At 39.3% G+C, this 25957-nt stretch carries 25 protein-coding genes; 16 read left to right on the top strand and 9 right to left on the bottom strand.

Annotated elements, in window-relative coordinates; all coding sequences use genetic code 11:
• Nucleotides 1–57: 57 nt before the first annotated feature.
• The gene (locus ACQKFG_RS18475; RefSeq protein WP_427561458.1) at nucleotides 58–1143 is read right to left on the bottom strand and encodes an MBL fold metallo-hydrolase; all 1086 of its coding nucleotides are present in this window, start codon (nucleotides 1141–1143) and stop codon (nucleotides 58–60) included.
• 315 nt (nucleotides 1144–1458) lie between these two features.
• On the opposite strand from ACQKFG_RS18475, the gene ACQKFG_RS18470 reads away from it, so the two are divergent.
• Both ACQKFG_RS18470 and ACQKFG_RS18465 read left to right on the top strand, forming a co-directional pair.
• Entirely contained in the window at nucleotides 1459–2202 is a 744-nt protein-coding gene (locus tag ACQKFG_RS18470) for a type II toxin-antitoxin system SpoIISA family toxin (RefSeq protein ID WP_387599306.1), read from the top strand.
• A complete protein-coding gene (locus tag ACQKFG_RS18465) occupies nucleotides 2203–2382 on the top strand; it encodes a hypothetical protein (RefSeq protein WP_076369116.1) in 180 nt (59 codons plus the stop codon).
• A gap of 280 nt (nucleotides 2383–2662) precedes the next feature.
• Here the strand turns inward: ACQKFG_RS18465 and ACQKFG_RS18460 are convergent, their stop codons facing one another.
• Nucleotides 2663–3622 (bottom strand): diguanylate cyclase, encoded by a 960-nt coding sequence (locus ACQKFG_RS18460; RefSeq protein WP_349730103.1) that lies wholly within the window; start codon nucleotides 3620–3622, stop codon nucleotides 2663–2665.
• A 549-nt stretch (nucleotides 3623–4171) separates the two neighbouring features.
• Between ACQKFG_RS18460 and ACQKFG_RS18455 the strand changes: the two genes are divergently transcribed.
• Nucleotides 4172–6742, top strand: coding sequence for a helicase-related protein (locus ACQKFG_RS18455; protein WP_427561453.1), 2571 nt, complete (start codon nucleotides 4172–4174; stop codon nucleotides 6740–6742).
• 61 nt (nucleotides 6743–6803) lie between these two features.
• On the opposite strand, the gene ACQKFG_RS18450 is transcribed toward ACQKFG_RS18455, so the two are convergent.
• Nucleotides 6804–7013 carry a YqaE/Pmp3 family membrane protein gene (locus ACQKFG_RS18450; RefSeq protein ID WP_192208270.1) on the bottom strand — a complete coding sequence of 70 codons (210 nt, stop codon included), beginning with the start codon at nucleotides 7011–7013 and terminating at the stop codon, nucleotides 6804–6806.
• 551 nt (nucleotides 7014–7564) lie between these two features.
• On the opposite strand from ACQKFG_RS18450, the gene ACQKFG_RS18445 reads away from it, so the two are divergent.
• A complete protein-coding gene (locus tag ACQKFG_RS18445) occupies nucleotides 7565–8236 on the top strand; it encodes a hypothetical protein (RefSeq protein WP_427561450.1) in 672 nt (223 codons plus the stop codon).
• A 107-nt stretch (nucleotides 8237–8343) separates the two neighbouring features.
• Here ACQKFG_RS18445 and ACQKFG_RS18440 read toward each other — a convergent pair whose 3' ends face one another.
• Both ACQKFG_RS18440 and ACQKFG_RS18435 read right to left on the bottom strand, forming a co-directional pair.
• Nucleotides 8344–8658: a hypothetical protein gene (locus ACQKFG_RS18440; RefSeq protein ID WP_427561447.1), complete on the bottom strand. Its 315-nt coding sequence runs from the start codon at nucleotides 8656–8658 to the stop codon at nucleotides 8344–8346.
• Nucleotides 8659–8889: 231 nt separating this feature from the next.
• The gene (locus ACQKFG_RS18435) at nucleotides 8890–9219 is read right to left on the bottom strand and encodes a four-helix bundle copper-binding protein (RefSeq protein WP_192204735.1); all 330 of its coding nucleotides are present in this window, start codon (nucleotides 9217–9219) and stop codon (nucleotides 8890–8892) included.
• 177 nt (nucleotides 9220–9396) lie between these two features.
• Here ACQKFG_RS18435 and ACQKFG_RS18430 point away from each other — a divergent pair, with 177 nt between their 5' ends.
• Entirely contained in the window at nucleotides 9397–9786 is a 390-nt protein-coding gene (locus ACQKFG_RS18430; protein WP_349730106.1) for a DUF948 domain-containing protein, read from the top strand.
• Nucleotides 9787–9883: 97 nt separating this feature from the next.
• Nucleotides 9884–10249, top strand: a complete 366-nt coding sequence (locus tag ACQKFG_RS18425) for a DUF948 domain-containing protein (protein WP_349730107.1) — start codon at nucleotides 9884–9886, stop codon at nucleotides 10247–10249.
• Between the two features lie 206 nt (nucleotides 10250–10455).
• Here ACQKFG_RS18425 and ACQKFG_RS18420 read toward each other — a convergent pair whose 3' ends face one another.
• Both ACQKFG_RS18420 and ACQKFG_RS18415 read right to left on the bottom strand, forming a co-directional pair.
• Nucleotides 10456–10647: a DUF3934 family protein gene (locus ACQKFG_RS18420; RefSeq protein ID WP_427561443.1), complete on the bottom strand. Its 192-nt coding sequence runs from the start codon at nucleotides 10645–10647 to the stop codon at nucleotides 10456–10458.
• Nucleotides 10648–10807: 160 nt separating this feature from the next.
• Entirely contained in the window at nucleotides 10808–12139 is a 1332-nt protein-coding gene (locus ACQKFG_RS18415; RefSeq protein ID WP_192204739.1) for a polysaccharide biosynthesis protein, read from the bottom strand.
• A gap of 373 nt (nucleotides 12140–12512) precedes the next feature.
• Between ACQKFG_RS18415 and ACQKFG_RS18410 the strand changes: the two genes are divergently transcribed.
• Nucleotides 12513–12791 carry a hypothetical protein gene (locus ACQKFG_RS18410; protein WP_260284961.1) on the top strand — a complete coding sequence of 93 codons (279 nt, stop codon included), beginning with the start codon at nucleotides 12513–12515 and terminating at the stop codon, nucleotides 12789–12791.
• A 324-nt stretch (nucleotides 12792–13115) separates the two neighbouring features.
• Here the strand turns inward: ACQKFG_RS18410 and ACQKFG_RS18405 are convergent, their stop codons facing one another.
• A complete protein-coding gene (locus ACQKFG_RS18405) occupies nucleotides 13116–14552 on the bottom strand; it encodes an amino acid permease (protein WP_427561439.1) in 1437 nt (478 codons plus the stop codon).
• Between the two features lie 157 nt (nucleotides 14553–14709).
• Here ACQKFG_RS18405 and ACQKFG_RS18400 point away from each other — a divergent pair, with 157 nt between their 5' ends.
• Nucleotides 14710–14880 carry a hypothetical protein gene (locus ACQKFG_RS18400; RefSeq protein ID WP_427561436.1) on the top strand — a complete coding sequence of 57 codons (171 nt, stop codon included), beginning with the start codon at nucleotides 14710–14712 and terminating at the stop codon, nucleotides 14878–14880.
• Nucleotides 14881–14919: 39 nt separating this feature from the next.
• Here the strand turns inward: ACQKFG_RS18400 and rocF are convergent, their stop codons facing one another.
• Nucleotides 14920–15870 (bottom strand): arginase, encoded by a 951-nt coding sequence (gene rocF / locus ACQKFG_RS18395; protein ID WP_192204743.1) that lies wholly within the window; start codon nucleotides 15868–15870, stop codon nucleotides 14920–14922.
• Nucleotides 15871–16367: 497 nt separating this feature from the next.
• Here rocF and ACQKFG_RS18390 point away from each other — a divergent pair, with 497 nt between their 5' ends.
• From ACQKFG_RS18390 to ACQKFG_RS18355, 8 genes are all read left to right on the top strand, one after another.
• Complete coding sequence (locus ACQKFG_RS18390; RefSeq protein ID WP_427561432.1) at nucleotides 16368–18431, top strand: helix-turn-helix domain-containing protein; 2064 nt, start codon at nucleotides 16368–16370, stop codon at nucleotides 18429–18431.
• Between the two features lie 350 nt (nucleotides 18432–18781).
• Complete coding sequence (locus tag ACQKFG_RS18385; protein ID WP_427561429.1) at nucleotides 18782–20965, top strand: acetate--CoA ligase family protein; 2184 nt, start codon at nucleotides 18782–18784, stop codon at nucleotides 20963–20965.
• Nucleotides 20966–20972: 7 nt separating this feature from the next.
• Nucleotides 20973–21431, top strand: coding sequence for a MaoC family dehydratase N-terminal domain-containing protein (locus ACQKFG_RS18380; RefSeq protein WP_192204746.1), 459 nt, complete (start codon nucleotides 20973–20975; stop codon nucleotides 21429–21431).
• A 75-nt stretch (nucleotides 21432–21506) separates the two neighbouring features.
• The gene (locus tag ACQKFG_RS18375; RefSeq protein WP_192204747.1) at nucleotides 21507–21923 is read left to right on the top strand and encodes a MaoC/PaaZ C-terminal domain-containing protein; all 417 of its coding nucleotides are present in this window, start codon (nucleotides 21507–21509) and stop codon (nucleotides 21921–21923) included.
• Nucleotides 21924–21936: 13 nt separating this feature from the next.
• Complete coding sequence (locus ACQKFG_RS18370; RefSeq protein WP_427561424.1) at nucleotides 21937–23100, top strand: thiolase C-terminal domain-containing protein; 1164 nt, start codon at nucleotides 21937–21939, stop codon at nucleotides 23098–23100.
• 11 nt (nucleotides 23101–23111) lie between these two features.
• Nucleotides 23112–23528, top strand: a complete 417-nt coding sequence (locus ACQKFG_RS18365) for a Zn-ribbon domain-containing OB-fold protein (RefSeq protein WP_427561421.1) — start codon at nucleotides 23112–23114, stop codon at nucleotides 23526–23528.
• Nucleotides 23529–23566: 38 nt separating this feature from the next.
• Nucleotides 23567–24763: an acyl-CoA dehydrogenase family protein gene (locus tag ACQKFG_RS18360; RefSeq protein ID WP_427561418.1), complete on the top strand. Its 1197-nt coding sequence runs from the start codon at nucleotides 23567–23569 to the stop codon at nucleotides 24761–24763.
• A 21-nt stretch (nucleotides 24764–24784) separates the two neighbouring features.
• Nucleotides 24785–25921 carry an acyl-CoA dehydrogenase family protein gene (locus ACQKFG_RS18355; RefSeq protein ID WP_427561415.1) on the top strand — a complete coding sequence of 379 codons (1137 nt, stop codon included), beginning with the start codon at nucleotides 24785–24787 and terminating at the stop codon, nucleotides 25919–25921.
• The last annotated feature ends 36 nt before the right edge of the window (nucleotides 25922–25957 follow it).

Genomic DNA, 25957 nt, shown 5'->3' with positions numbered 1-25957 from the left:
TTTGATGAAAGAAACGTTTTCCGACCCCCTTTTCTAAACAAACTGAATGGTCCATTATCATTTCCACCAACTTGTTTGAGGGAAGTCTGTTGAACCAATCACTACTGGTTCGCCTATTTGTGGTGTGCAAACCTGGACACCAAGATCATTACCTGCTTTTGTTACCCGTTCTATCGGATCTGTCCAGTCATGGAAAGACAAGGTGAACCCAGCCCAATGAATGGGGATCATCCGTTTTCCTTGTACATCGATGTGTGCTTGAACGGTTTCTTCTGGAACCATATGGATGGTTGACCAACGTTCATCATATTGGCCGCATTCCATTAAAGTTATATCAAAAGGTCCGTATTTTTCGCCGATTTCTTTAAAATGGCTGCCATATCCACTATCGCCGCTGAAAAATACCTTTTCTTGTTTTCCATTAATTATCCAAGAACTCCAGAGTGTGGTATTGCCATCACGTAAACTTCTACCAGAAAAATGCCTTGCAGGCGTACAAACAAATTGCAAATCCTTGAATGAAACTTCATCCCACCAATTAAGTTCCTGAATCAGTTCTTGTTTAACGCCCCATCTTTCAAGATGACCACCGACACCTAGTGGGACAATGAACTGACTGACCTTATCTTTTAATTTCTTTATTGAGAAATAATCCAAGTGATCATAGTGATCATGTGAGAGGAGGACGGCATCGATAGGAGGCAGCATATCCAAATTGATAGGGAGATCACCGCTAAATCGCTTGTTCCCAAACCAAGGAAAGGGAGTGGGCGCTTTGCCAAACATGGGATCCACTAAAATGGTTTTCCCATCTAACTCCAACATGAATGCAGAATGACCAAACCAGGTGATTTTATTGGACTTCACAGATGCAGGTTGTTTTGTTCCCATTACGATGGGACGGTCGGGCCTCCTTTTTGGATTAGGTTTAATGAAGTCACGTAAAATGGAACCAGTATGTTTAAGACTCATCGCTTGACTGGCAGGAATCTGATTTTGGAATTTCCCCTTGACAAAATTCTCTTTTGTAGTGAATCTTCTCACTTTTTCTTTGTTTGTCCGTCTTCCAAGTGGAGGATAAAGGTTTAGGAAAAGTAACAATATTATAAAAGAAGAAATGAGAATCTTAATAATTTTCATCATGATAGCTTCCTCCCGTATTAATCAGAACTTTTATTAAAACATATCATATCACAAAATTTATAGGGTTATTTACTATGATGCCCCACTAAAAATATGATTAAGATAAACCATTCCGAGACAAGGGGAATGGAAGGTGAAACATATGATTCATTAATTGTAAACCCACATTGGGAGGAGTGTTTTTTCTCAAGTCTTCTGACAAGTGTTTAAGTTTCACCCGTCTTAGGCAGGGAATAGAGGTATATATAATGAATAATATAGAGAGCGGTATAAGGAATGTAGCAGCCGAAGGGTAGGGTGATAAATCGATTGTTAATGTTTTTCAGGGTCTTTGTATGGGTAGTATTTATTGCTTTATTAGCCTATGTCATTCTTTCTTGGAAATATAAAGACAAGGTAAGTAAAAGGATTGAAGCGATTCGAAAAACCTGGTATATCATTTTTATATTGGGTGCATTGATTTATTGGAATTTCTATCCGATGAGCATTTTTAATGAGTGGAAAAATTTCTTGATTATGGCTATCGTATTCATCCTGATTGATATGTTTGTGTTCTTGAGCATGTATATATCCAAGATTGGCGATAACGAGCTATCCTATGCAACAAAAGCCGTTGCGGAAAGTGACAAACTTTTAACGGATAATAGGGAAAAGGTCAAGAATATGTTTCATCTCCTAAAAAAGGAAGGAATACCTGAGTATTATCAAACGAATAAGGAATATTTGGCTTATTTGAGCATTCTCCTGCAAGCATATGCGGCAAAGGAAGGGATGAACGTGAAAATCCTTCCTTTCAAGACGGAACAGGACAAGCAATTGGTGATAAGTGGGCATCCGAACTTGAATGGCAGTACCATTCGTGCTACATTGGAAAGAGAAGATACGTATTATAATGATGAAGAAAAAATGGCTTTGCAGCCTGTTAGTATTTTGATGGAACCTTATATCCTTGACGTTAAATCGGAAAGCTTCGTTTCAGAAGTCGATTGTTTATTAATAGCATTATTAATCATGATGTTCGATATGGTCATAAAACAAAAACCAGGTGGTGAAGGATAAATGAGCATATATGATAAAGCGGGCAATGACGTGTCAGTTGCCGTAATCAAACCACAGGTGAAAATACCCGATGTAGGTTTAAGTCCCCACACTAAAAAAGTGATGAAACAAAACGAACGCATTATCCTGAAACAAAAAGAAAAAGCTGCACGCTTCAGCCGATTAAAAAATGTTTTATAAGAAGGGAAGGGGTTTTTCCTTTCCTTATGATATTTCATGGAGAACCCGCATATACTATTCAAAATCAAAGAATAGGAAGGGTCTTTCAGATTATGAACAAAAAACCCGAGAGAGTTAACATCCCAGTCCCCTCCGCTTCACCATCCGAGAAACGGATACATAAGGGAAATGCTGAGTTGCTCAAGCTTTTACAAAAGCTGAAAGCTAAACGTTGGATTTTTTTAAGGTGAAAGAAAAAACCAGTCTCCAAGGAGAACTGGTTTTTTTATTTTTCAGATGATCACTGCTGGTGGAAGTATTGAATTTTCTTACGTCCAGACTCTTTAGCCAAATACATGGAACGGTCCGCTTTTTTTAAAAGTGACTCCATTTCCGTACCATTATGAGGATAAAAACTTATCCCTATGCTAGCTGATACAAAATGATCATTTCCATTAATGTGAATGGGCATGGTGGATAAATGCTTCAGTAATAATTCAGCGTTTTGCTGAGTGTTTTTCATTAAATCTTCACAATGCGATGGATGTAATAATACAATGAATTCATCACCTCCGATTCGGGCCACATGACTGCCTTCGGGAACGGTTTGCAAAAAGCATTCCGCTGCCTTTTTGATAACGTCGTCACCAGCATCATGGCCAAAAGAATCATTGAAAAATTTAAAATGATCAAGATCGATGTAAAGAAGGGCCATTTCATCGTTTGTTTTATCTTTATGATATTCGAAATAATTATCAATGAAGTGCCGATTATATAGACCTGACAAAGGATCCCTGATAATCCCTTTTTCAAGAAGTATGGTATGACTAATCAAAGCTGCCAAAGACTTAATGAGTATCAGATCATATTCTTTAAAAACATGGGGTTTAATGTCAAATGCACATAATGTCCCAATGATTTCACCCTCATTTATTAGGGGGACTCCCATAAAACACCCATTCCCTATAAACTCCGTTGCGGGATGGCCACTAGTCAATTCATGTTCCCTCAAATTCGGGATAACGAGTGGTCCCAAACCATTCTCAACAACTAATTTGCAATAAACCATATTATAAGGAAGGATGTCACCTTCACAAATCAACTCTGCATTTCTATTGAAGGATTTGATCATAAAACTCTGGATGGGATTCAATAAAGAAAGGAAGAATGTATTGACCTCAATGGTTTGAGCTAATAGTGCTAATACTTCTTTAGCGATAGAATCGAAATTTTTATAATAGTTGATATCTTGCTGAATCATTCTCAGGCTCCTCTTTTATCTATAGTCTTTTTAGTTTTCCGGATGTTATTTTCATATTGAACGACAAAGACACAAAAGCGGAATCTGAATACCGTGACAGTAGTCGGGTTTTCCACTAAACTCAATTAAGGGGTCGGATTCGTTTTATCGTTGAATCATGTAAACGATAAAGTTAAAAAATTGACCTTTACTTTATTTTCGGCATTTTTTTAATATCATTAAATTTTCATTCGCCGGATTACCAACCAGCTAAATTTCTGTATCCGTTTCTGGATTTCCGGGATGGGTATCACTTCATGATCCATGCCTAAGGCAAATCGGTCTCATCATGCATTATACTGTAAATGAAATGGGAAGAGTACCTTTGATGTGCATGCTTTTTTCTAATTTGCCCTGGAGCGTTCGAATGTAAAGCAACTTGGCATTCCTGCATCTGAGGGTACATGAATTTAGATAAAACGGATGTGTCGCGCTCATTTATAAAAAAAATTTGGGGAGGATAAAAGCAAGCAATAAAGTACATATTGGATAATTCAAAAGGGGATCATTATGGGAAAATTAGATAGTATATATCCTATTGCTATAGAGAATACAAAGGAAAAAATAATCCAGGATATGGATTTTTATTTAGAGAATCAAGAGACGATGCCTTCTTATTCAGCTTATATATCAGACAGGACGACTTTTATTGAGCAAATTTGGATAAATGTTTGGCTAAATAAAGCATCAAACGATGTGCCAAGAAAGGAAAAAAAGGCGTTTTTAAGCGAAAGGGGATTTGTAACGGAAGGTTCAGATCATAAACTGATCAATAGCATGTTCCGGAACGAATTAAAGAAGTATCGCCCGTTTGATGGCTTAACGTGGATTAAAAAAACCTTTGCTGATAATCAAGAAGATTGGGAGAAGAGATATAAAAATGCAAGGGAAAAATTCTTTAAGCGACAAGAAGAACAGCGGCTTGCCAAGCAGCGCTGGAAGATACGCGCAAGACTGCAAGAAGAGGCCAATGGCTTCTTTGAAAGTAACTCACTTTTTTTATATTTACATGTCAGGTATTATATTGCTGGAGTTTTGGCAAAAGATCTTAAGAATAAGCCTAAATTCCAATATGTCGATCCATACTTGCTTGAAGAACAGTTGGTTGAAGAGGGAGGCTTTCAAGCTGCCGAATACCTAATGGTCACTGATTTTTTTGAAGAACTGACAGGCGATATTCACTCATTGATCGGTTGGGGAAGGAACCGTTATGAATATGAAAATTACTTCTACAGGTATGAAAGATTAGTTTCGGATTTCATAATGGAATTAGCCCCTGGCAAATACTTGCAACATCTATCTGCTGCACTGCATCATGATTTTTTTGAGTCATATGGGGAAAGGCTGACGGTTGATGCCCTTAAGGGTATACTAAGCGATGAATTGGCTGATTTGTCCCAGTCCTGTTTCGATGAACTTCAGGAAGAATACCTTTCTGATTTACTGAAGCTTGAAGGAATTCCTTTTCATGAAACATTGCACGAAGAAATATACGAAAAAGACGTGGAGAACAGGGAGAGAAGAAAAGCTGAAGTATTGGCAGAGCAAGCCAAGAAGCTGGCAGAAGAGCAAAGGATGATCGATGACATCATCGGTAAGGCCTATACTCCATCATTAGGAAAAAAAGTAAGATATGTTTTGCATATCGGAGAAACCAATACCGGGAAGACGCATAAGGCCCTGGAGAAAATGAAAGAGGCGGAAAGCGGTTTGTATCTAGCTCCCCTAAGACTGTTGGCCCTTGAGGTATTTGATAAATTAAATGCGGACGGTGTACCTTGTTCATTAAAAACCGGTGAAGAAGAAAAGGCGGTTGAGGGAGCTAAACATGTCTCCAGCACCGTTGAAATGTTTCATGAGAAAGACTACCATGAAGTAATCGTCATAGATGAGGCCCAAATGATTGCCGATAAAGATCGAGGTTTTTCATGGTTCAGGGCAATCACGCAAGCAAATGCGAAAGAAGTACACATTATCGGGAGCAATAATATCAAAATGATGCTTCTTAACCTTCTGAATGAAGCTGATTTAGAACTCCACGAATACAGACGGGAAATACCGCTTGAGGTAGAACAAAGGGAGTTTGGACTGAAGTATACAAAAAAAGGGGATGCCCTCATTTGTTTTTCGAGAAGGCAGGTACTGGAAACCGCGTCCCGGTTAAAAGAGAGCGGACATAATGTCAGCATGATATACGGCAGTATGCCTCCTGAAAATAGAAAACGGCAAATAGAGTTATTCAATCGTGGTGAAACATCAGTTGTCGTTGCCACCGATGCGATTGGTATGGGATTGAACTTGCCAATACGCCGCATCGTCTTTCTTGAAAATGAAAAATTCGACGGGACACGGAGAAGAAGATTGACTTCTCAAGAAATCAAACAAATCGCAGGTCGAGCGGGTAGAAAAGGAATTTATGACACGGGAAAGGTAGCATTTACAGCAGAGATCAAAATCATGAATAAGTTGCTGGAACAGGTAGATGAACCAGTTCAAACCTTCACTATCGCCCCAACCTCTGCTGTGTTTGAACGTTTTCAAAAATATTACCGGAACCTAGGGACATTTTTCGAAATGTGGGAGAGGTTTGAGCCTCCTAAAGGCACAAAAAAGGCATCTCTATCGGAAGAAAGGGAGCTTTACGAACTTATAAGGGATACTGAAATCGAAGCGCGTTTCTCTTTAATGGATTTATATGGTTTCCTGCATATTCCTTTTTCGGCAAAAGAACCGAGTTTGATCAGACAGTGGCTGGAAACGGTAGAAGCGATTGCCGAGAACAGTGACCTTCCTGAACCGATCATCAAGACTAGAAATCTGGAGGAATTGGAGCTATCTTATAAAGCGATAGGTCTTCATTTACTATTTTTATATCGGATGGGTAAGCGGACGGAAGCTGTTTATTGGGAGCGTATCCGTGAAGAAATCAGTGATGGCGTTCATGATCAGTTAAAAGACGAAATGTTGAATTATCAAAAAAAATGCAAGCGCTGTGGAAAAAGGCTTCCGGATGACTCGCGTTTTCATATATGTGATGCTTGTTATCATAAAGGGCTTAGAAAGACGCACAGATACAATTAACCGAATTGTATTGATAGTAATAACCCGAATGCGGCATTCGGGTTATTGGCAGTTGTATAAATCACTTTGTCGTTTGTTTCGATTTAGCTATAAGTGCTGCTTGCAGCTTCATTCGTTTATCAGCTTTCTTATCATGCACCACTAAGATTGCATGAATTAAACCAGGGACATAGAAAAATAGTGTGAGTACCAGATTAAACACTGCCTGGATGGGTTTACCGGCTAAAAATACGGCTAATGGAGGGAAAAGAATCGCAATTAAATAAAGAATGGTGAACACTCTCCAATAAAATTATTTTTATCTGTCGATTACGGTTTGCTTTTTTCTTTTGGCTGTTTTCGCATACTTTGTTGCTATTTACCAAGTAAAGCGGTGTGGTTGATTTCCCCAGATGCTCGCTTTCCGCGGGGCGGGCGGTGAGCCTCCTCAGCGTAAACGCCTGTGCTCCCGCAGGAGTCTTGCATTTGCACTCCAATCAACCTTAAATTGTTTAGTTTTTAAAAACAACAATCTTTACGAAAAGAGCCTTTCTTTTTAATGATTTTTTTATTCTAAAACAAATGCTTTACTTGAGTCGAGAAGTAATTAGGTTACTGAAGTTCCATTTTCCTGATGTTATCTCTTGCTAGCGCCTTGATAAATATATGCTCAAGAGCCGGATTCATACCAACTGAGCATTCTGACACTATAAAGCAGTCTTTTGACTCCCGATGAAGACAGGAAGACTATGGCTAATCATCGTTTTTCCGATAGCGGTCAGTGTAAAGCCAGGTTTTTATGTTAGAATAATCAGAATACTACTTGTGGAAAGCGGGAGATCCATGAAAAAAAAGATAGGCTGTTTGCATGCACACCATACAAATATAGAATACATAGAAACCGCATTCTCGAACTTCGATATTGAATGGCTTCATTTCGTAGATCCGGGATTGGTGCAACGGGTGTCAACGGATAAAAATTTTAAGCATTCGGATGCTCGAAAAAGGGTTAAACAACAAGTAGAATGGATTGCCGAATGTAAAGTGGATGCCATTCTGATAACCTGTACAAACTACATCGCCTTTTTAAACGAAGAGCAGCTATCCTTACCCATGCCTATCATTAAAATTGATGAACCATATTTTGAGCAAATTTGCCAATTGCAGCAACCGCAGATGATATTATTCACGAACCCTGCCACTGTTGAAGGAACAGTCAAACGTTTAAATGCTCATGCTGAAAAATATGGGGCTGTGGATTTTGAAGTTATCCTCATCGACGATGCCTTTGAATTCATTATGCAGGGATTTGGAGAGAGGTATAACGAGGAAATTTTGAACTTCCTATACCAGTTTAATAACGAAAATAGACCACTGTCGGTGGCTCAACTATCAATGGTCGAAGCAGCAAAGAGATATGAACTTCAGACAGGAATGACAGTTTTAAATCCATTGAATGCATTAGTTGATTCCATGATCGTTCAACTAAAACTACGTTCATCGAGTGGTCTTTGAATCAAATGATTTCTGGTGCCGCATGAATGGAATGATTTTTCTTAGTATATGGTAGAAAATAAAAAAATCCTTGCATGATCTGGTTAAATCCCAGTGCAGGGGTTTTTTTATAATTCCTTTGTGCGGATTTGTTCACGGATGTTTTCAAGTTCTTCAAGGGATAGAGCTGTCAGGGAATTTTTTATTTCTTCTTCGACCCGTTTTCGATCAAGCTCCCTATATTCGCTCCACCAATCCCGCAGCCCTTCAGTGTTTTCGAGAAGATACTCTATATCAATTTCTTCTTGCTCATCATCTGATAAATATCGCATGACCGCACCTAATAATCGATTGAGTTTGGCTACTTCACTTTCCTTATCAGGTGAAGCGGGGGTATCTTTCACTTCTAAATCATCTTTAGCTGGAACATTACGAGGTGTCATAATATCCTCCTGTTTTTAATACTAGTATGCCTAAAAATGGCGGTTTTCAATATGTATTTTTCGTATTTTTACAAATTTCATTTGTAACGTATGTATTTATATATAAAATTTCAACATAAACCTCGATAGAATATATATATTCTATTATCATCCTTAAATAAGTTTAATAAAGTAATGGGTAGGTAAGGGGGAGGTATAAATAAAAGGAATAGCTTAGTGCTATTCCTTACATCAAGCGGCTAATTTTCTGCATTCTTCTGCACACCTAAAGCATGCTTCAGCACATTTTTGACAATGTTCATGATCGTGTTTTTTACATTCGTTTCCGCAGCTTTCACAAATCTGGGCACAAACTGCAGCCAACTCTGAAATAAACGGTGTACCTCTTCCTATCGCCTGTTCTAAATAAGAGCAAATATCCGCACATTCCCGATCCAAGCGAATGCACTCCACCATCATATTTACATGATCTTCTTTTAAGCATGCATCATAACAATGATTACACGCGGTCATACAATCATTTAAAGTTTGGATAACAGATGAATAATTCTCATGTGACATGAACAAATCTCCTCCTGTAATATGGCCTCTCCCTTATTATTATCCTTTAAACTTCCCCTTTAAACTTCTAATAGGATAAGGTGAATGGTTCTTCTATAAAACTGACTGGACAAGTGAAGGGCTTTAGGGAATTAATGGAAGGGGCAGTGCATAAATTTAAATGAAAGGAGTGGATATATGAAAATGTTCATTAAATTAAGTGTGGCCAGTGTTTCCGGAGCCGTCGTGTATTTGATATATAATGTCAACCAGACGCTGCGTAAAGGAATGGGAACGCTCGAAGAAACAAATAAGACATTGGAAGAGGTAAGGAATGCTGTACATGGATTGACGCAAGAGTCCAAACAATTGATCCACTCTGCCACTCAAATTACAGCGGATGTTAAAGGGAAGATGGAAAATGTCGATCCATTGCTGGAATCAGCTCAAGATGTTGGGGAAATGATTCATAACGTAACCAATTCCATGAAAGAAGCGAGTTTGGAGGGCGGCCCTAAGGATTTATCCACTCCGACAGTTCCTTCAACTCGAACTGAAGCTGAGGGGGTTCAAATAATAATCAAATAGTTTCATCTTTTATCATTAAAGAAACAGGCACCCCGGGATTCACTAACCTATTTAAAGCAATCGTTTCTACTATTTAATTTAGAGGGGGAGCTTTATCTTGATAATTCAATATAGTGTGGCAGCGATCGCTTTAGCCTTCATTTGGTTGGTCGTATTTTTAATCAGTACTCTTCAAAAGGGAATGGTCACGATAGGAGAAGCCAATCAAACATTGGCTGAGGTGAGAAATGCCATCCACGATTTGTCCGGTGAATCGAAACAACTATTGCAAAATGCAAATGAAATCTCCGACGATGTAAAAACTAAAATGAAAACGGTTGAACCATTATTGGATTCTGCTCAGGATGTTGGTGAAGCGATACATTCAGTTACAGACTCTGTTAAAAAAGCCACTAACGGTTTCCGTACAGAGTTTACCCCCAAAAAAATCAATGCTATCAAACCCAAAAACCAATTCAGATAAAAAGAATATATTAAAAAATAAAAGACACTGCCCGGATTTGGAGTGTCTTTTTTGATGATATGTATAATAGCTGTAGTCTTATGCTTTATATGGATATCGTCAGTGGTTTATATCTATAAGACCCATTTCTCTCATACAGATTTCTTTACACTCTGTATGAGAATATGGAACAAACATAAATTCTGTATGGAATATAGGACAAGCAATTATTTTTCTGTCCTGTCACCTGCAGCATGACTGGATGTTTTTGAGTCATTGAAATGTTTGACGCCTTTACTTACATATGGTTTCGCGCTTTTTTTCTTGTTGGCACTTGTTTTCCAACGATTCCAGCCCTTCTTGCCCGTTCCAGTGCCCGTACCTTTACCCGTTCCACTCTTAGCCTTCGCTTTACTCATGAAATCACTCCATTACAATTCTATGGTTAGTTTAAACCATTTTACTTGATTATTACCCAAGTATGTTGAAATATACAGTAACGAAGGTGATATGTACAGGGAAAGGCTCAATATTTTTAATCTTGATCGTAATAAACCAATGACAGCAAGGATTTTTGCCTCACTTTATCGATATGGATCTTGATTTCGTCAGTAAGATGCTTATGCCAATTTTCTTGCAAATGGTCAAGTAGTGCATGAAAGTTAATAATACAGCTCCTGTATTCATTCCTAAAATGATTCCTCCCATATTAAGAGAAGCCTGAGACCCTAGGATATACATCATTAAAAAGGCAACAATATGGGACCATACGGTATGGATGAAAGCATCCTTCACTAAACCCAGGCCGATGAGATAAGCTTGCATGGGAATGACAAAAAAATGAAAAAGGAAATAAGGACATAATAATTTTAAATAGTATGCGGCAGATGTTGAAGAAAAAAAGAGGGAGGTCAAAGGTTCCGCAAAGAAGTAAATGAAAATCACAGCCGGAACTCCATATAATACGGTGAAAGACATCGATTTTTGCAATAAAACCCTCAATTTTTCCTTATCCTGCTTCTTATATGCATTCGAAACATTCGGAATGAGCATGATCATTAAGGAATGCGCGATAAAGGCCGGAAAGAAGCCAATCGTCATCGCAACCCCAGTCAGCATCCCAAAATGCTCTGTAGCCACTACCGCACCGAATCCTGCCGAGAGAAGGGCAGTATGAATCAAAAAAGGTTGGATGGCATTCGTTATCGCATGAAAGATCCTTAACCCCATGGTGGGCAGCGAAACTTCCAATAACTTTTGTCGTGCATGTTTACCGGTTGTCCGCGAGTTCGTACCGCGCCTCATGATTCGCATTTGAAGAATCAAAAGGTTGATCAAGTATAGAAAAACGAGGAATTCACTGCCAATCAAAACAAAAAAGGCCATCAATAATGACTTTTCCTGGTTAAAATGAAATAAATTAAATATGAGGAAAAGCAAACCGAATTGAATGATATCTTTTAAAAAGTTGGATAAGGCAATCTTCCCCATTTGTTGGACACCCATGAAATAGCCCCTAGCAATCGATGAAAAGGAAACTATGGGGATCAATGTGATGAGCAGCCATTTAATATAGGGGTGGTATCTGTCCATTATGGATGAGAAGGAAAGTATGAAAGGCATGACTATACACATTACCAATACGACGACCGCAGCCATTTTAAGTGCATGAATGATAAGATTATAATGCATTGCCTGTTTATTTTCCGCAACGAATTTTGAAATGGAAATATGTAATTCAAGGCTGGCAATCACATATATCAAAAAGAAAATTGGCAATATGGACATATAAAGCCCCATGCCCTCTTCGTGTAATTCCCTGGCCAGGAGCATGTTCACTAAAAATTCGATACATTCACCAAAGAACGCTGCGACAATCAAAATGAGCGTTCCTTTATAAAAAGACTTCATGTTGGCCCACTCCTAACAAGGTGTTTGTATAAAGATATGAGACATGCCATGGAATATTCATGTGGAACTGCATATCCCGGTGATACAATATGCGGTCATGCCTAGGGGAATCCTTAATAATCGTTGTTGTAAGATAAAAAATAAAATCGGGGTTAGGTTGGGTAATTGATTGAAATCGATTGGTTACATTCATTTGTTATTGGGAAATCCACATGAAAGACTTCATGGGTGATATTCCAAACAAAGTCATGTTTTTGTCATGTTCCCTTTGGTCGAAAGTGTCAGGGGAAGCATGAACATAAGACCGGGACTTGAATTTCGCTTTGAAATTCATGCTTTATTTTGCTATCCTTTAGCAGAGGGGATGATCTATATGAAATTCACATCTATTAGTCAATCAAATATAGATGAATTGTGCATTGCGTTTGAAAGTTGTCTTACGAAACATGATATTACATTTAAATATGTAGATATGACGGAAGATAACGGAATCATATCGTTTATTTTTTGTAATGACCCGGAAAATGCGAGATCGGTCGACATGGAAAGTGAACGTTTTATTGGATTGGATACGGATTACATAGCCAAGGAAATTTTAGAGCCTATCCTGCCTAGATTAAAGGAATATGCACAAAATAAAATCATCGATTAAGATGATTTTTTTGTTTTGATACATGTTTTTATTGCCCAAATGGAACTGGGAATTTAACTTCCTATTATATGCGTATTATCATAACAGGGAGATGATATTTCATTGATTGGAAAGTGTATAGTTAGGGGAATTAAAAAAGGCCGGAAGGGAAAAGGAAGAATTAATAAAAGGGGTACCATTAGATAGCTTTGCAGGAAACGGCGTTTAAATAGAAGAAAAACCCTAGGTTGAATACATCCAGGGTTTTTCTTCTTTGAAAAGCAATCTTTATGAATTGTAAAGATCGCTTTTCACCATTTTCACTCAACTCCTCAGCCTTCAGGATCAAATGACCATTTTTTTACCGGCATTTAATTCAACTTCCTGCTTGGGAGTTTCTATGGTCTTGTTTTTCTTCACTCTTAAATGATAAACCGCATAACATCCAAGGAAGAATGTTCCCCCGCAATAAAGGGCCATTCGCTGCTCAGGAACAAATGCAAGACTGATCATGACGATACAGTTTGCTAGTAAAGCAAGAATGGGGATGAATGGATATAGCGGAACTTTGAATTTCAGATTTTCTATCTTTCCGCCTTGGCGGGTATAGGATTTTCTAAAAGCAAGAAGACTGGCCGATATGGCAATCCAGCCAATTTGTGCACCTAATCCTGCAAGGGAGAGAAGAAAGACAAATATTGTTTTGGCAGCTACTACACTTGAAAGTAAAGACAAACCGGCAATTGCAAGGGTAATAAGCAAGGCATTAAGCGGAATCCCTCTCTTATTCACCAAACCGAGCTTCGGACTTGCCATACCTTCCCTAGAGAGCGAGTAGAGCATACGTGTCGCAGCATAAAGACCGGAGTTCGCCACTGACAATAGTGCTGTAAGAATGATGAAGTTCATGATGTCAGCTGCATACGGAACTCCGATACTATCTAGTACAACAACGAATGGACTTTCTGAGATGCTGGCTTTTTCCCTTGGAATCATCGCCGATAACACAGTGACAGAAAGAACAAAGAAGAAAAGGGTTCTCCAAACGGTTTGTTTGATGGACCTTGGGATGACCTTTTCCGGGTTTTCACTTTCTCCAGCGGCAATTCCGATTAATTCTGTGCCCTGGAAGGAAAAGTTCACTGTAATCATTGTGATTAGCAGGGCTGATATCCCATTGGGGAAAAGACCCTCAGCGAAAAAGTTGGAGAAAAATGGAGCTTCTTGTCCACCTTTCATATCAATCATTCCAAACATGGCAGCACCGCCAACGATGATGAACAGAATGATGGCCAATACTTTTATGCTGGAAAAAACAAACTCCGATTCGCCAAATGCTTTTGCTGATAAGGCGTTGAGTGAAAATATGAGAAAAGCAAAGATTGCACACCACATCCAAACGGGTGATTCGGGAAACCATCTTTGCATAAGCTGTCCTGCTGCCAAAAACTCTAAAGCAACTGTAACGGCCCAACCTAACCAGTAAAGCCATCCGATGGCAAACCCGGTTCCAGGACCGATGAACTTAGTCGCATATGTCTGAAACGAACCGGAAACAGGCATGGCAACGGATAGTTCACCTAGACAAAGCATCGTTAAATACATGATGAAGCCGCCGACTATGTAAGAGAGGATAGCACCGAATGCTCCTGCTTCATGAATGGTATAGCCTGAACCAATGAAAAAGCCCGTACCAATACATCCCCCTATTGAAATCATAAATAAATGTCTTGCTTTCATGCTCCGTTTTAATTCATTTGGTTGATTTTCTGCTGTTTTCATTGAAAAACTCCTTTACCTGATGGGTGCAAACGGTTTCATTTATGTTGGGACGTTAATAGGGAATTTGTGTTTTCACAAGTCTAATAGCTTTGATTCTTAGATGGTATCGAATTCCCTCCGAAAAGAGATTATTTCTGCATTAAAGAATCATGAGTCAATGAACATAGGTACCTATGCAGAATTAATTTCGAAAGCGCCTCTTAATAAAGAAAAGGAAGCCAAGCGTCAGGAAACTAGGGATGTAAATTGGTTCAAGTCGATCATCCGCCAACGGGGGAAGAAGCACATAAAAGAAGTATGGGCTTTTTCCTATGGATTATCACTTTAACGAACTCTTCTATTTTTCTATCAAAAACATTGAGTCCGATTATTTAACATGAGCCAATAAATCAGGAGTGATATGATCTTCCGCTCCATAAAGTAATTTTTCCCCAAGCAATGAGCCCATTAATGCAACAGCAACTTCAGCCGTTTTATTATGCTCGTCCAATATTGGGTTTATCTCAACAAACTCTGCTGATGTAATGATATTAGCTTCAGCTAGCATTTCCATGGCAAGATGGCTTTCACGGTAACTAATACCTCCCATTACAGGCGTTCCGACCCCTGGTGCATCATCTGGATCAAGACCATCAAGATCAAGTGATAAATGAACAAGATCCGTACGTTCCTTCAGGTAGGCAATCGATTCTTCCATCACTTTTGTCATGCCCATTCTATCAATCTCATGCATCGTATAGACTTTAATTCCTTTTTCCCTGATTAACTCTTTCTCACCTTGGTCTAAAGAACGGGCACCAATAATGACAATATTTTCTGGTTTGACCTTTGGAGAATATCCGCCAATGTTAGTCAGTGCAGGGTGGCCAAGACCCAAACTTACTGCAAGGGACATACCATGTATGTTTCCTGATGGGGAAGTTTCGGCAGTGTTTAAATCCCCATGTGCATCATACCATATTACCCCTAAGTTTTCAGAATGCTTCGCTAAACCGGCTAATGTCCCGATTGCTATACTGTGATCTCCGCCTAATACTAAAGGAAACCGATTGGATTGGATGACTTCATCCACTTTTTGACTCAATTTTTCATTACCTTCTGCTACGTCCTGCAGATTCTTTAAATTTGTGTCGATATCACTTTGTGCTCTTTCCTGTATTTCTACTTTAATATCACCTTCATCACGGACAGTATAGCCAATGTTTTCTAGTCTTTCACTCAATCCTGCATATCTTATGGCACTAGGCCCCATATCCACTCCTCTTCTAGTTTGACCAAGATCCATTGGAACACCAATAATTGAAATTTCCTTCTTCATGTGTAATTCCTCCTTCGATTTTTCTTCCCTAGTATAAGGGTAAAAGGATAGATGACTCAACTCGACATTTTTTTGAATATTTATACGATTGGGAAAAGGCTGAAAGTCTTGGGTTGAATTTCCTAACATTAATTATTCATGAACATTGAATCATTACCGTGCAGGGTATGTTCATAAATAAGAAAAGTGGTGAAAATTCCTTTAAATCTGGAAATATGGTGAGATTTTCATCTCGCGGATGAAAGTGGCAGCGTTCCCAATCTGATTCTTACGCAAAGGATGATTCAGAAGGTGATGGGTATATTTTACTAGTTACATTTATTCGTAAAAAGGAGCAGTTTCACTTGTAATGCATGGAAGGATTTTTCAATTTTATATGGAATATATAAAAAAAGACTAAAAATATTTAGTAGCTTAAAAGAATTTCGCGAATTTTTTTCATCTAACTCACTGAGTACATTGTTTTTAGACGCAGTTTGAATTAGGAGGTATTCATGTTGAATAGCAATGATAGACATAGAGGAAAAATGGAACCGAACCTAAGGAATCAGAGCTTTGAGTATTTATCGAACCGCTGGTCAAGCAAAATAAATAACTTTTTGGTTCTTTGCATATATGAGCAAAACAATCAATTTCATGACTTCAATAATAAATTCAAAACACACAAGTTAAGAGATTCGAAAGGGTTTCTAACCTTTAAAGATGGATTGAATAATAAAAGTTTTGTTATTTGGGAACATGCATATAAAGAGAACGAAGAGCTATTTGCCAAGCTGAGGTTAACGGCGAGAAATGAAACATTATCACATATTGCCCAACATGTCGTATTCTATCTATTAAGTGAATATAAAAGGATTTCTACAGGAAATCATGCTATTTTAAAAGATAAACACTTAATGGAAGATTCAATTTACCAAATGGAAAAAAAATTAAAAAATGATACCTTTTTGGCTGAGAAATCGGTTTGGGAGGACTTTTACAGCTGGTTTAGACTGCTGGTAAAAGAATGGGTCCTTGAGGAAATAGCCTTAACAATAGGCTTTAATGAAATGGAAAGACTTGATGATAAAGCATTAAATAAGTTATTTTACAGTCATCTCACAAAACATTTTACTGAAAACACTGAATTTTTATCGAAAGTAACAGATATCGTTAATGAGTATATTAAAAATTGGATCGATAAGATCATGATTGAATTTAATATCGAAAATAATACAATCGAAAAGATAGAAAACCTGTTATGTTTTAAGAGGGATTTGCAAACATCGGATGTACTATTATCCACGATGAGGGATTTTGCTTTCAATTTTACAATCCAAGATCATTTGCTTGTAATGAATAGTGCTCCATATCAGTCGGTTAGAGATGCAATTTATAAAAAAAAATTCGAAATCATTGGAAACAACCCTTGGCCTGCAACACCAATATTAAAGGGGAATACGGAAGGTTCCATACAAATAATCCCTTTTGGGAATGATCATACAACCTTTGAGCAGACGAATGTAAAAGAAGCTTGGAACCGTTTCCACTCTTTATCTGATATTGATGTTGATGTTTTTGATGCTCTTTGCAGCCTTTTCTTGTCAAAGGCTGCTCATAATGAGGAAACAGTGGAAATTTGTTTAAATGATCTCCTTTCAATAAGAGGATTGAAGCCAAAACTTGGTGGATTAGGACGTCGGGGTGGTTACGAAGCTAAACAGCGTGAACAAATTTTGATATCGCTTACAAATATACAAAGCATCTGGATTAACATTAACAAAGCTACCATCTATGAAAAAGGCAAGCCTGTCCAGACCAAGCTACAAGGGAGGACATTTATTTTTAAAGATCGTGCTGGTGTGGAATATGATATATCGGAAGAAACTTGCAGGAAAAAGATAACGTTCACGATTGACAAGGTTTTCGCTAAGTATCTTAATGGCTCTGCGAGGCAAGTCGCCCTTCTTTCGATAAAGGCCCTTCAATATAATCCATATAAGCAACTTTGGGAAAAAAGGCTTACAAGATATTTAAGCTGGCGCTGGAGGACCCAAGCAAGAAAAGGAGACTTTTTACAGCCGAATAAAACCAGTACCTTAATGGAATCGATCGGTGAAAAATTAAATGACCGTACACCGTCCCGTACTAGGGAACGTTTTGAGAAAGCTTTGGATGTTTTACTGGATGATGGTGTAATCGCATCATGGCATTATGAAAAATGGGATGAATCGATAGCCGATTATAAAGGCTGGGCCAGCATTTGGCTGAATTCGATGATATTAATAGAACCGCCTGATATCATAAAGGAGCAATATCGTTCTATTGAAAAAAAACAAAGATCTCACCCTGGCAATCGGCTTACAAAGCAAGCCCCGGCTATCCTAAAGAGCAGTGATCATATTGGTGAGCAAATAAGAAATGAAAGAAAAAGACTCAACCTCTCTTTATATCAATTAGCAGAGGAGTTGGAGATATCAGCGCCATACGTAAGTAACATTGAAAGAGGTATGAAAATTCCATCCCCTAAAATTCAAATGAAAATGAAGAAATGGCTTGAAAAACAAATAAGAACATATTGATGAATTTTGAACAAATTGAACCCTTTCCCCATATAAGGAAGAGGGTTTTTTTTGTTGTGAAAACAGGATTTTTAAGAATACCCCTGTATGTGTTGCTTTATACACAAAAACATTGGCGTTTATCTCGTTCCAATGTCGGGGCTATCACTGTAAAAAGTCGGGGTCATCGAGAACACAAATTTTTCATTCCATTTTTTTGGCCCTGCTGCAATATGTGAATTTTCGTCTTTTACAAATAATTAACTGTCTAATGTTTTAAATGAATTTAACAATCTATGTTTTTTCAGAATATAACACCCTCCATGTAAGATTAGTTCAAAGATATCTTTTTATATGTAAGGGGGAAGATCATGATAGAAAATCAACATTCAAACAATTCTCATGAAACACTTGAACCGTTATTCAATCCAAGATCCATCGCAATACTGGGTGCCTCCAAGAGTGAATACAAAATAGGGAATTTACAGGTGAAAGCCCTTTTGGATGGTCATTTTAATGGGGAGATTTATCCGATCAATCGCAAAGCAAAAGAGATTGAAGGGATAAAGTGCTATGAATCTTTGTCCGATGTCCCGAATGAAATTGATTTGGCCATTTTTTGCCTTGGGGCGAATCAGGTGCAGCAAGGATTGGAGGAATGTGCACAAAAGAAAGTGAAGGCAGCCATCATTTTTGCTGCTGGTTTTTCCGAAACAGGAAAAGAAGGCATTAAGCAACAGGAATTGCTAACAGATATTGCAAGAAAGAATGGAATACGGATAGTGGGTCCGAACTGTGTTGGATTAGTGAATTTGTCGAATGGTTTGATTGGCACTTTTTCCCCTGCCATTCAATCAGTGCCATTAAATGACCAAAGAGGGGTCGGTTATGTCTCCCAAAGCGGTGCATTTGGTGTTTTGACCTATATGGCAGCAGCTCAGAATGGATTGAGTTTCAATTACTTCGTGAGTGTAGGAAATGAAATGGAAACTGAATTCTCGGATGTAATTGAATATATGATTCATGATTCAAAAACAAGTGTGATTAGCGGCTACTTGGAAGGTGCTAAAAACCCAGATAAATTACGAAGCCTTGCAACAGAGGCATTGGATCGAAATAAACCCATGATTGTCATGAAAACCGGGAGGAGCAAGGCCGGAAGCAGGGCGGCTGCTTCTCATACAGGATCACTTGCGGGATCGGATCAAGTGTATGATGCCTTTTTTAAACAAGCTGGCATCGTAAGGGCCGACGATTATGAGGATATCATATCTTTTTCAAAGCTATTCCTATCAAAGAAGCTTCCAAATGGACGCAATACGGTAATCATCACCAGTTCTGGCGGGAGGGGTATAAATGAAGCGGATCGCTGTGAATCATACGGACTTACCATCAATCCACTCAGCTTAAAGACAATAACAGAAATCAAACGTAATCTACCTGAGTATGCAAGCGCTTCCAATCCAGTGGATTTAACAGCGGCCGCATCTGTTTCCAATCCTGAGTTATTCCTTGCACCATTGAGGGCACTTGTAGAAGATCCGGATGTCGATAATATCATTTTTACGGAGTTTCCTTTTAATTGGACTGCCGAGCATCCTTTGCTTCAAGAGTTTATTGAAATTTGCAGAAGCTCAGATAAATTTGTATTCATTACCACATTTCCATTAGATGGCATGACACTCCCGCCTTGTACCGCTGAGCTCGTGAAAAATGGCATACCAGTGATTCCAGGAAGCCTTAATCCGATAAGAGGGCTGGCGAAACTAGTTGAATACAGTGAATTTTATCGAAAAAATCTTGAAATTCGAGTTTCTAATAGTACAAAGAAAATAGAGAAACAAAGCTTGCAGGACATGCTGAAGCCGGGTATTACATTAAGTGAATCTGAAGCTAGTATGGTTTTGGAACGATATCGGATTGCTACCACGAAGCGTGTTATAGCTGAAAATGAAAACGATGCCGTCCAATTCGCTAACAGTATCGGTTATCCGGTTGTGTTAAAGGTCGATTCGCCGGATATACCACATAAGACGGAAGCGGATGCGATTCGATTGAATGTAAGTACTGACCTTGAGGTCAGGAATGCTTTCACGGATATTAAGCGGAATGCACTAAATTATAAACCTGAGGCTAAAATAAACGGCATTTCCGTTCAGGAAATGTTACCTGATGGAGTGGAAATCATTGTTGGCGCAAGTGATGATCCCGTATTTGGACCGGTTATCATGTTTGGTCTAGGGGGAATATTTGTTGAGATTTACAAAGATATTTCGTTAAGGATTGCTCCACTGTCAAGACAGGATGCACTTGAAATGATTGAAGAAATCAAGGGGAAGGACATTTTAATGGGAGCACGCGGGAAAGCGCCGGTTGATATCGAAGCCATCATTGATGTGATATTAAAGGTTTCCGATTTAGTTACAGATTATAAAGATTCCATAGACGAATTGGATATCAATCCTTTGCTGGTATATGAAAACGGAATCAAAGCCGCTGATGCCATGATTGTTGTAAAAAATAATGTGAATGATAATACCGTTATTAGGGGGTAGAAAGCAAATGGAACTTGATCATTTGAACGGTTTAACGGGAGCTGAATTTATATTTGAAGTTGAAAAGAGGCATATCCGTCAATTTGCTGAGGCGATTGGTGATTTGAACCCCTTATATGTGGATGAAGAATATGCAGCGAAAACTTCATATGGTGGCATTATAGCACCTCCGACATTCCCGATTGCCATTGGTCAGGATAGTGGCGAAAGCCTTGACTTGGGCCTCGAACAAAGGAGAATGCTGCATGGTGAGCAGGAGTTTATTTATTCCCGCCCCATTAGACCAGGTGATAGGTTGCATTGTCAGATGAAAGTAACAGATGTATACGAACGGGAAGGTAGAAAAGGAACGATGCAATTCTTGGTACTTGATACAGAAATGAAAGATGAGTCAGGTGAAATGGTGGTCATAAGCCGAACGAATATCATTTATCGGCCCATCAGGAGTAATCATGCTCCTGTTTGAAAAAACATGCCGATAGTTAAGGGGCTAAAGTATCGATGTTAATTTCCGGAAAACCGCAAGCGGGAGGAATCAGGGATGTTGAAATATGAAAGTTTACATGAAGGTCAAAGACTTGAAGCTCTCATCAAGCCAGCTGTAACCAAGGTACAACTTGTTAAATATGCCGGAGCTTCAGGAGATTTCAATCCATTACACACAGATGATGCTTTCGCACAAGAGATTGGCATGCAGGGTGTGATTGCTCATGGAATGCTAGTAATGGGCTTTCTTGGTGAATATGTAATGAAACTGGCTGGTGATCATGCTGTACCGGCAACCTTTAAAATGAGATTTGGTGCCGTAACGGTACCAGGAGATCGAATCACATGTTCTGCTTTCGTTAAAAGTCTGTATGAAGAAAGAGGTCAACGCTTTGTAAGACTGGACCTTACTGCAGAAAAGGAACCAGAGCAAGTTGTGGGTTCAGGTGAAGTCGTTTTACGCATTCAATAAGGGAGGTTTTTGTATGGAAAGCATTAAAAATCGCTATGCCATTGTCGGTGTAGGGGAAAGTGAGCGTTCTAAGAATTCAGGTACAACCCCGTTACATTTGGCGTTGGACGCTGCTCGAGCTGCATTGAATGATGCGGGGCTAAAAGCGAAAGATATCGATGGGTTCATGAGTTATTCTGAAAACGATTCTTGTACATCTCATCAATTAGCAACATATTTAGGGGTCCGTCCCAAATATGTTAAGGATATTCTGGGCGGGGGAAGCAGTACCGAAATGTTGATAGCTGACGCTGTTGGCTTAATCGAATCAGGTCAATTGAATACGGTGTTGATTTATCGTTCCATGAATGGACGCTCAGGAGTACGGATGGGCGGAGGCGGCTGGGATGTGAATATGCTTCAAACAGCAATAGAAGGCGGAAGCTTTATCATTCCTTACGGTGCTGGCAGTCCAGCTCAGTGGTTCGGACTCTTTGCAACGCGACATATGCATGAAACCGGGCTGACCCAGGAACATCTAGGGCATGTCTGTTTAGCTTTTTACGAACATGCTCAAAGGAATCCTAAAGCATATTTCCATGGTAAACCACTAACGATGGAGGAATATCTTAAAACGCCATATTTAAGCTATCCATTTAAAAAACATGATTTCTGCCTGGAATCCGATGAAGCAAATGCAATCATTGTCACTTCAGCAGAACGTGCTGAAGGATGCAAGTCCAGACCGGTATACATCATGGGTCTATCTGCTAGGCAGTGTGTGTCCCATGCACATTATTGGAATGATTTAACGGAAGTGGCTGCAGACTATGTCGCGCCTGAAGTATATAAAATGGCTGGAATTAAACCTGAAGATATTGACGTTGCATCCATTTATGACTGTTATAGCTGGGTTGTACTTCGGCAGTTAGAGGCTTATGGATTTGCTCCGCGTGGAGAGGTCGGTAATTTTGTAGCCGAAGGAAACCTGCGGATCGGTGGGAAATTACCTTCGAATACCGCAGGAGGAATGCTATCGGAAGGATATACACATGGAATGAATAACGTTTTGGAAATCGTCCGTCAAGTTCGCCACGAATACAAAGGAACCGATCGTCAAGTGGAAAATTGTCAAATCGGAATCTGTACTGGCTGGGCTGGACCTGATATGGCGGGTGCCATGATTTTAAGAAATTAGGAGGGAACAAAATGGAATATCAAAAACCTATTCCGCTAAAAACACAGGATAATAGTCCCTATTGGGATGGCGCAGATCGTCATGAACTAATTCTTCAAAAATGCAATTGCTGTCATCAATATTCCCATCCTCCTGGTCCGAGCTGTGCAAAATGTGGCAGTTCTGAACTTAGCTGGGAAAGCCAAGGCAGCGATATTAACGGTAAAGTCTATTCATATATCGTTTCCTACCGGCCCTTTTTACCTGGATTCCAGGATGATTTACCGCTAGTGATTGCCATAGTGGAATTAGATATGTTGCCTCAGGTCAAGTTAATCGGAAATATTCTGCATTGCTCACCAGAAGAGATTGAAATGGGTATGCCAGTAAAGATGGTTTGGAAGGATATTACGGATGATCGATCAATACCGCAATGGATTCAGGGATAGAATTGTAATTTGCAAGCATTAAAGGAGGAAAGTAATCTATGGATTTTTCGTTTACAACCAAAGAAGAAGAATTCCGTCTTGAATTGAGAGCGTGGCTTGAAGGGAATTTACCTGAAGGTTGGCTTGAAGGAACCAGTAATGTTTCTAAAGATGAAGGTGAGTATGCCGTTTTCCTGAGGAATTGGCAAAGGAATTTATATGAAGGCGGCTGGGCAGCGATTGCTTGGCCAAAAAAATACGGCGGTCGAGAAGCGACGTTGATGGAGGAAATAGTTTATCAACAGGAAATGGTTAGAGTAAAGGCTCCGGCACTTGTGAATTATGTAGGCATCCATATGGTGGGACCCACTCTTATGCAGATTGGAACGGACGAGCAAAAAGCAAAATATATCCAAAAAATTCTTACAGGTGAGGAAGTATGGTGTCAAGGATATTCCGAACCGAATGCTGGGTCTGATTTATCTGCCATCCAAACTAGCGCCGTAAAGGACGGAGATCGGTGGATCATTAATGGTCAGAAGGTTTGGACTAGCTTTGGCCACTTAGCTGATCGATGCTTTTTACTGGCCCGGACGAATCGTTTCGATAAAAAGCATAAAGGGATAACGGTATTCCTTTTGGATATGAATCAGCCGGGTGTGGAAACTAGGCCCATCATTCAAATGGATGGTCAGCATGATTTTAATGAAGTCTATTTGAATGATGCGATTGCATACGATGCTGAAATAGTTGGGGAAGTGGATGAAGGCTGGAAGGTTACGATTGCATTGCTTATGCATGAAAGAACGGGAATCGGAGCGCAAGTTTTTACATTGGAGCAACAATTTAAGGAACTTGTAGCCTTAGCCAAAGAATTGAAAGAAGATGATATGCCATTGATGGACAATCCGCTTGTTCGTCATACAATGGTAGATTTATATACTAGCACGCGCGGTTCACTTTTGAACTATTATCGGAATCTGACTAAGACATTAAAAAACGGTCATCCAGGTGCAGAAGGTTCGATGGATAAATTGATGGTAAGTGAACTTACTAAAGAACTGCTGTCCCAATCGATTTCATTGCAGGGACATAAGGGTGTTCTGTGGAAAGAAGATGCCATCTCCTCCAACTCGTATTGGCAGGATAATTATCTTTATTCTTTTGGACAAACAATAGGAGGTGGAACGAGCGAGATACAAAAGAACACTATTGGGGAAAGGATTCTAGGTTTACCGAAAGATATGGGACGTTAAGATGAAAAGGGGGGAATAAAGGTGGATTTTTCTTTAAATCAAGAACAAGAAATGTTTCGTGGATATGTCCGGAAATATTTAGATGGTGCTGGGCAAACAAAAACGGCCCGCGCATACATAGAGGGTGAAAATGAATCTCTAAGGACCTTATTATCCGGGCTTGCCGAACTGGGATGTTCAAGTATTAATATATCGGAAGATCACGGAGGAATGGGCTTAGGTCCCCTTGATTTAATTCCTGTACTTGAAGAAACCGGCCGTTCTTTATTGCCAGGTTTATTTTTAGAAACGAATGCACTGGCTGTGCCATTAATAGAGAAATTCGGGACGGAAGTACAAAAAGATAGGTATTTAGCAGAAATTGCGGCTGGTAGAAAAACATTCTCGCTAGCTTGGTTAGAACCAGGTGGAAGTTACGGTCCTTCTGACATTAACTTGGAGGCAAAATCCCTAAACGGTCAGCTGATATTGAGCGGAGTGAAATCAATGGTTCCCGATGCAGGGTTAGCTGATCATTATATAGTATTGGTCCGTACAGGCAAAGGTAAACGAAATGATGGGATTACACTACTTATCGTCGATCGAAATGAAACGAATATTACGATGGAAACCCAGAAAAACATTGATGAAACCCGGCATTTGGCAGCATTGTCTTTCCATGATGTTGAAATTCCCATGGGTCAGGTACTTGGATCCATGCATCAAGGTTGGGATGCCCTCCAAGAAGGGTTACTTTCTTTCAATGCAGCTCTCTCAGCAGTAATTGTCGGGTGTATGGAGAAAGTGGTAGAGATGGCAGCAGAGTATGCGAAGATCCGTGAACAATTTGGTCAGCCCATAGGAAGATTCCAAGCGATTAAACATAGAATCGTCGATATGAAAATGGATCTCGAAACAGCTAGATCTTTAGCTTATTATGCTAACTGGGCTTTGGAAAGCGGTGCAGAAGATCGTGTTCAAGCCGTTTCCTGCGCACGAATATTTGCCACGAAAGCATTCGTACGTATTTCGTCAGACAATATTCAGATTCATGGCGGAATCGGATTTACAGAAGAAATTGATTGTCATCTTTTTGTTAAGCGTGCCAGATTCTATGAGAATTATTTAGGAAGTACTGAACAATATTACAAACAGGCAGCTACAGCATTAGGTTGGTAGAAAAATAGAATGGGTTACATTCGTGCTTTACTAAGC

The sequence above is a fragment of the Peribacillus sp. NPDC076916 genome, assembly GCF_050269675.1.
Classification (GTDB): domain Bacteria; phylum Bacillota; class Bacilli; order Bacillales; family DSM-1321; genus Peribacillus; species Peribacillus aracenensis.
Note: the sequence above shows the minus strand (reverse complement) of the source record. Positions and strands in the feature narration are given on the sequence as shown.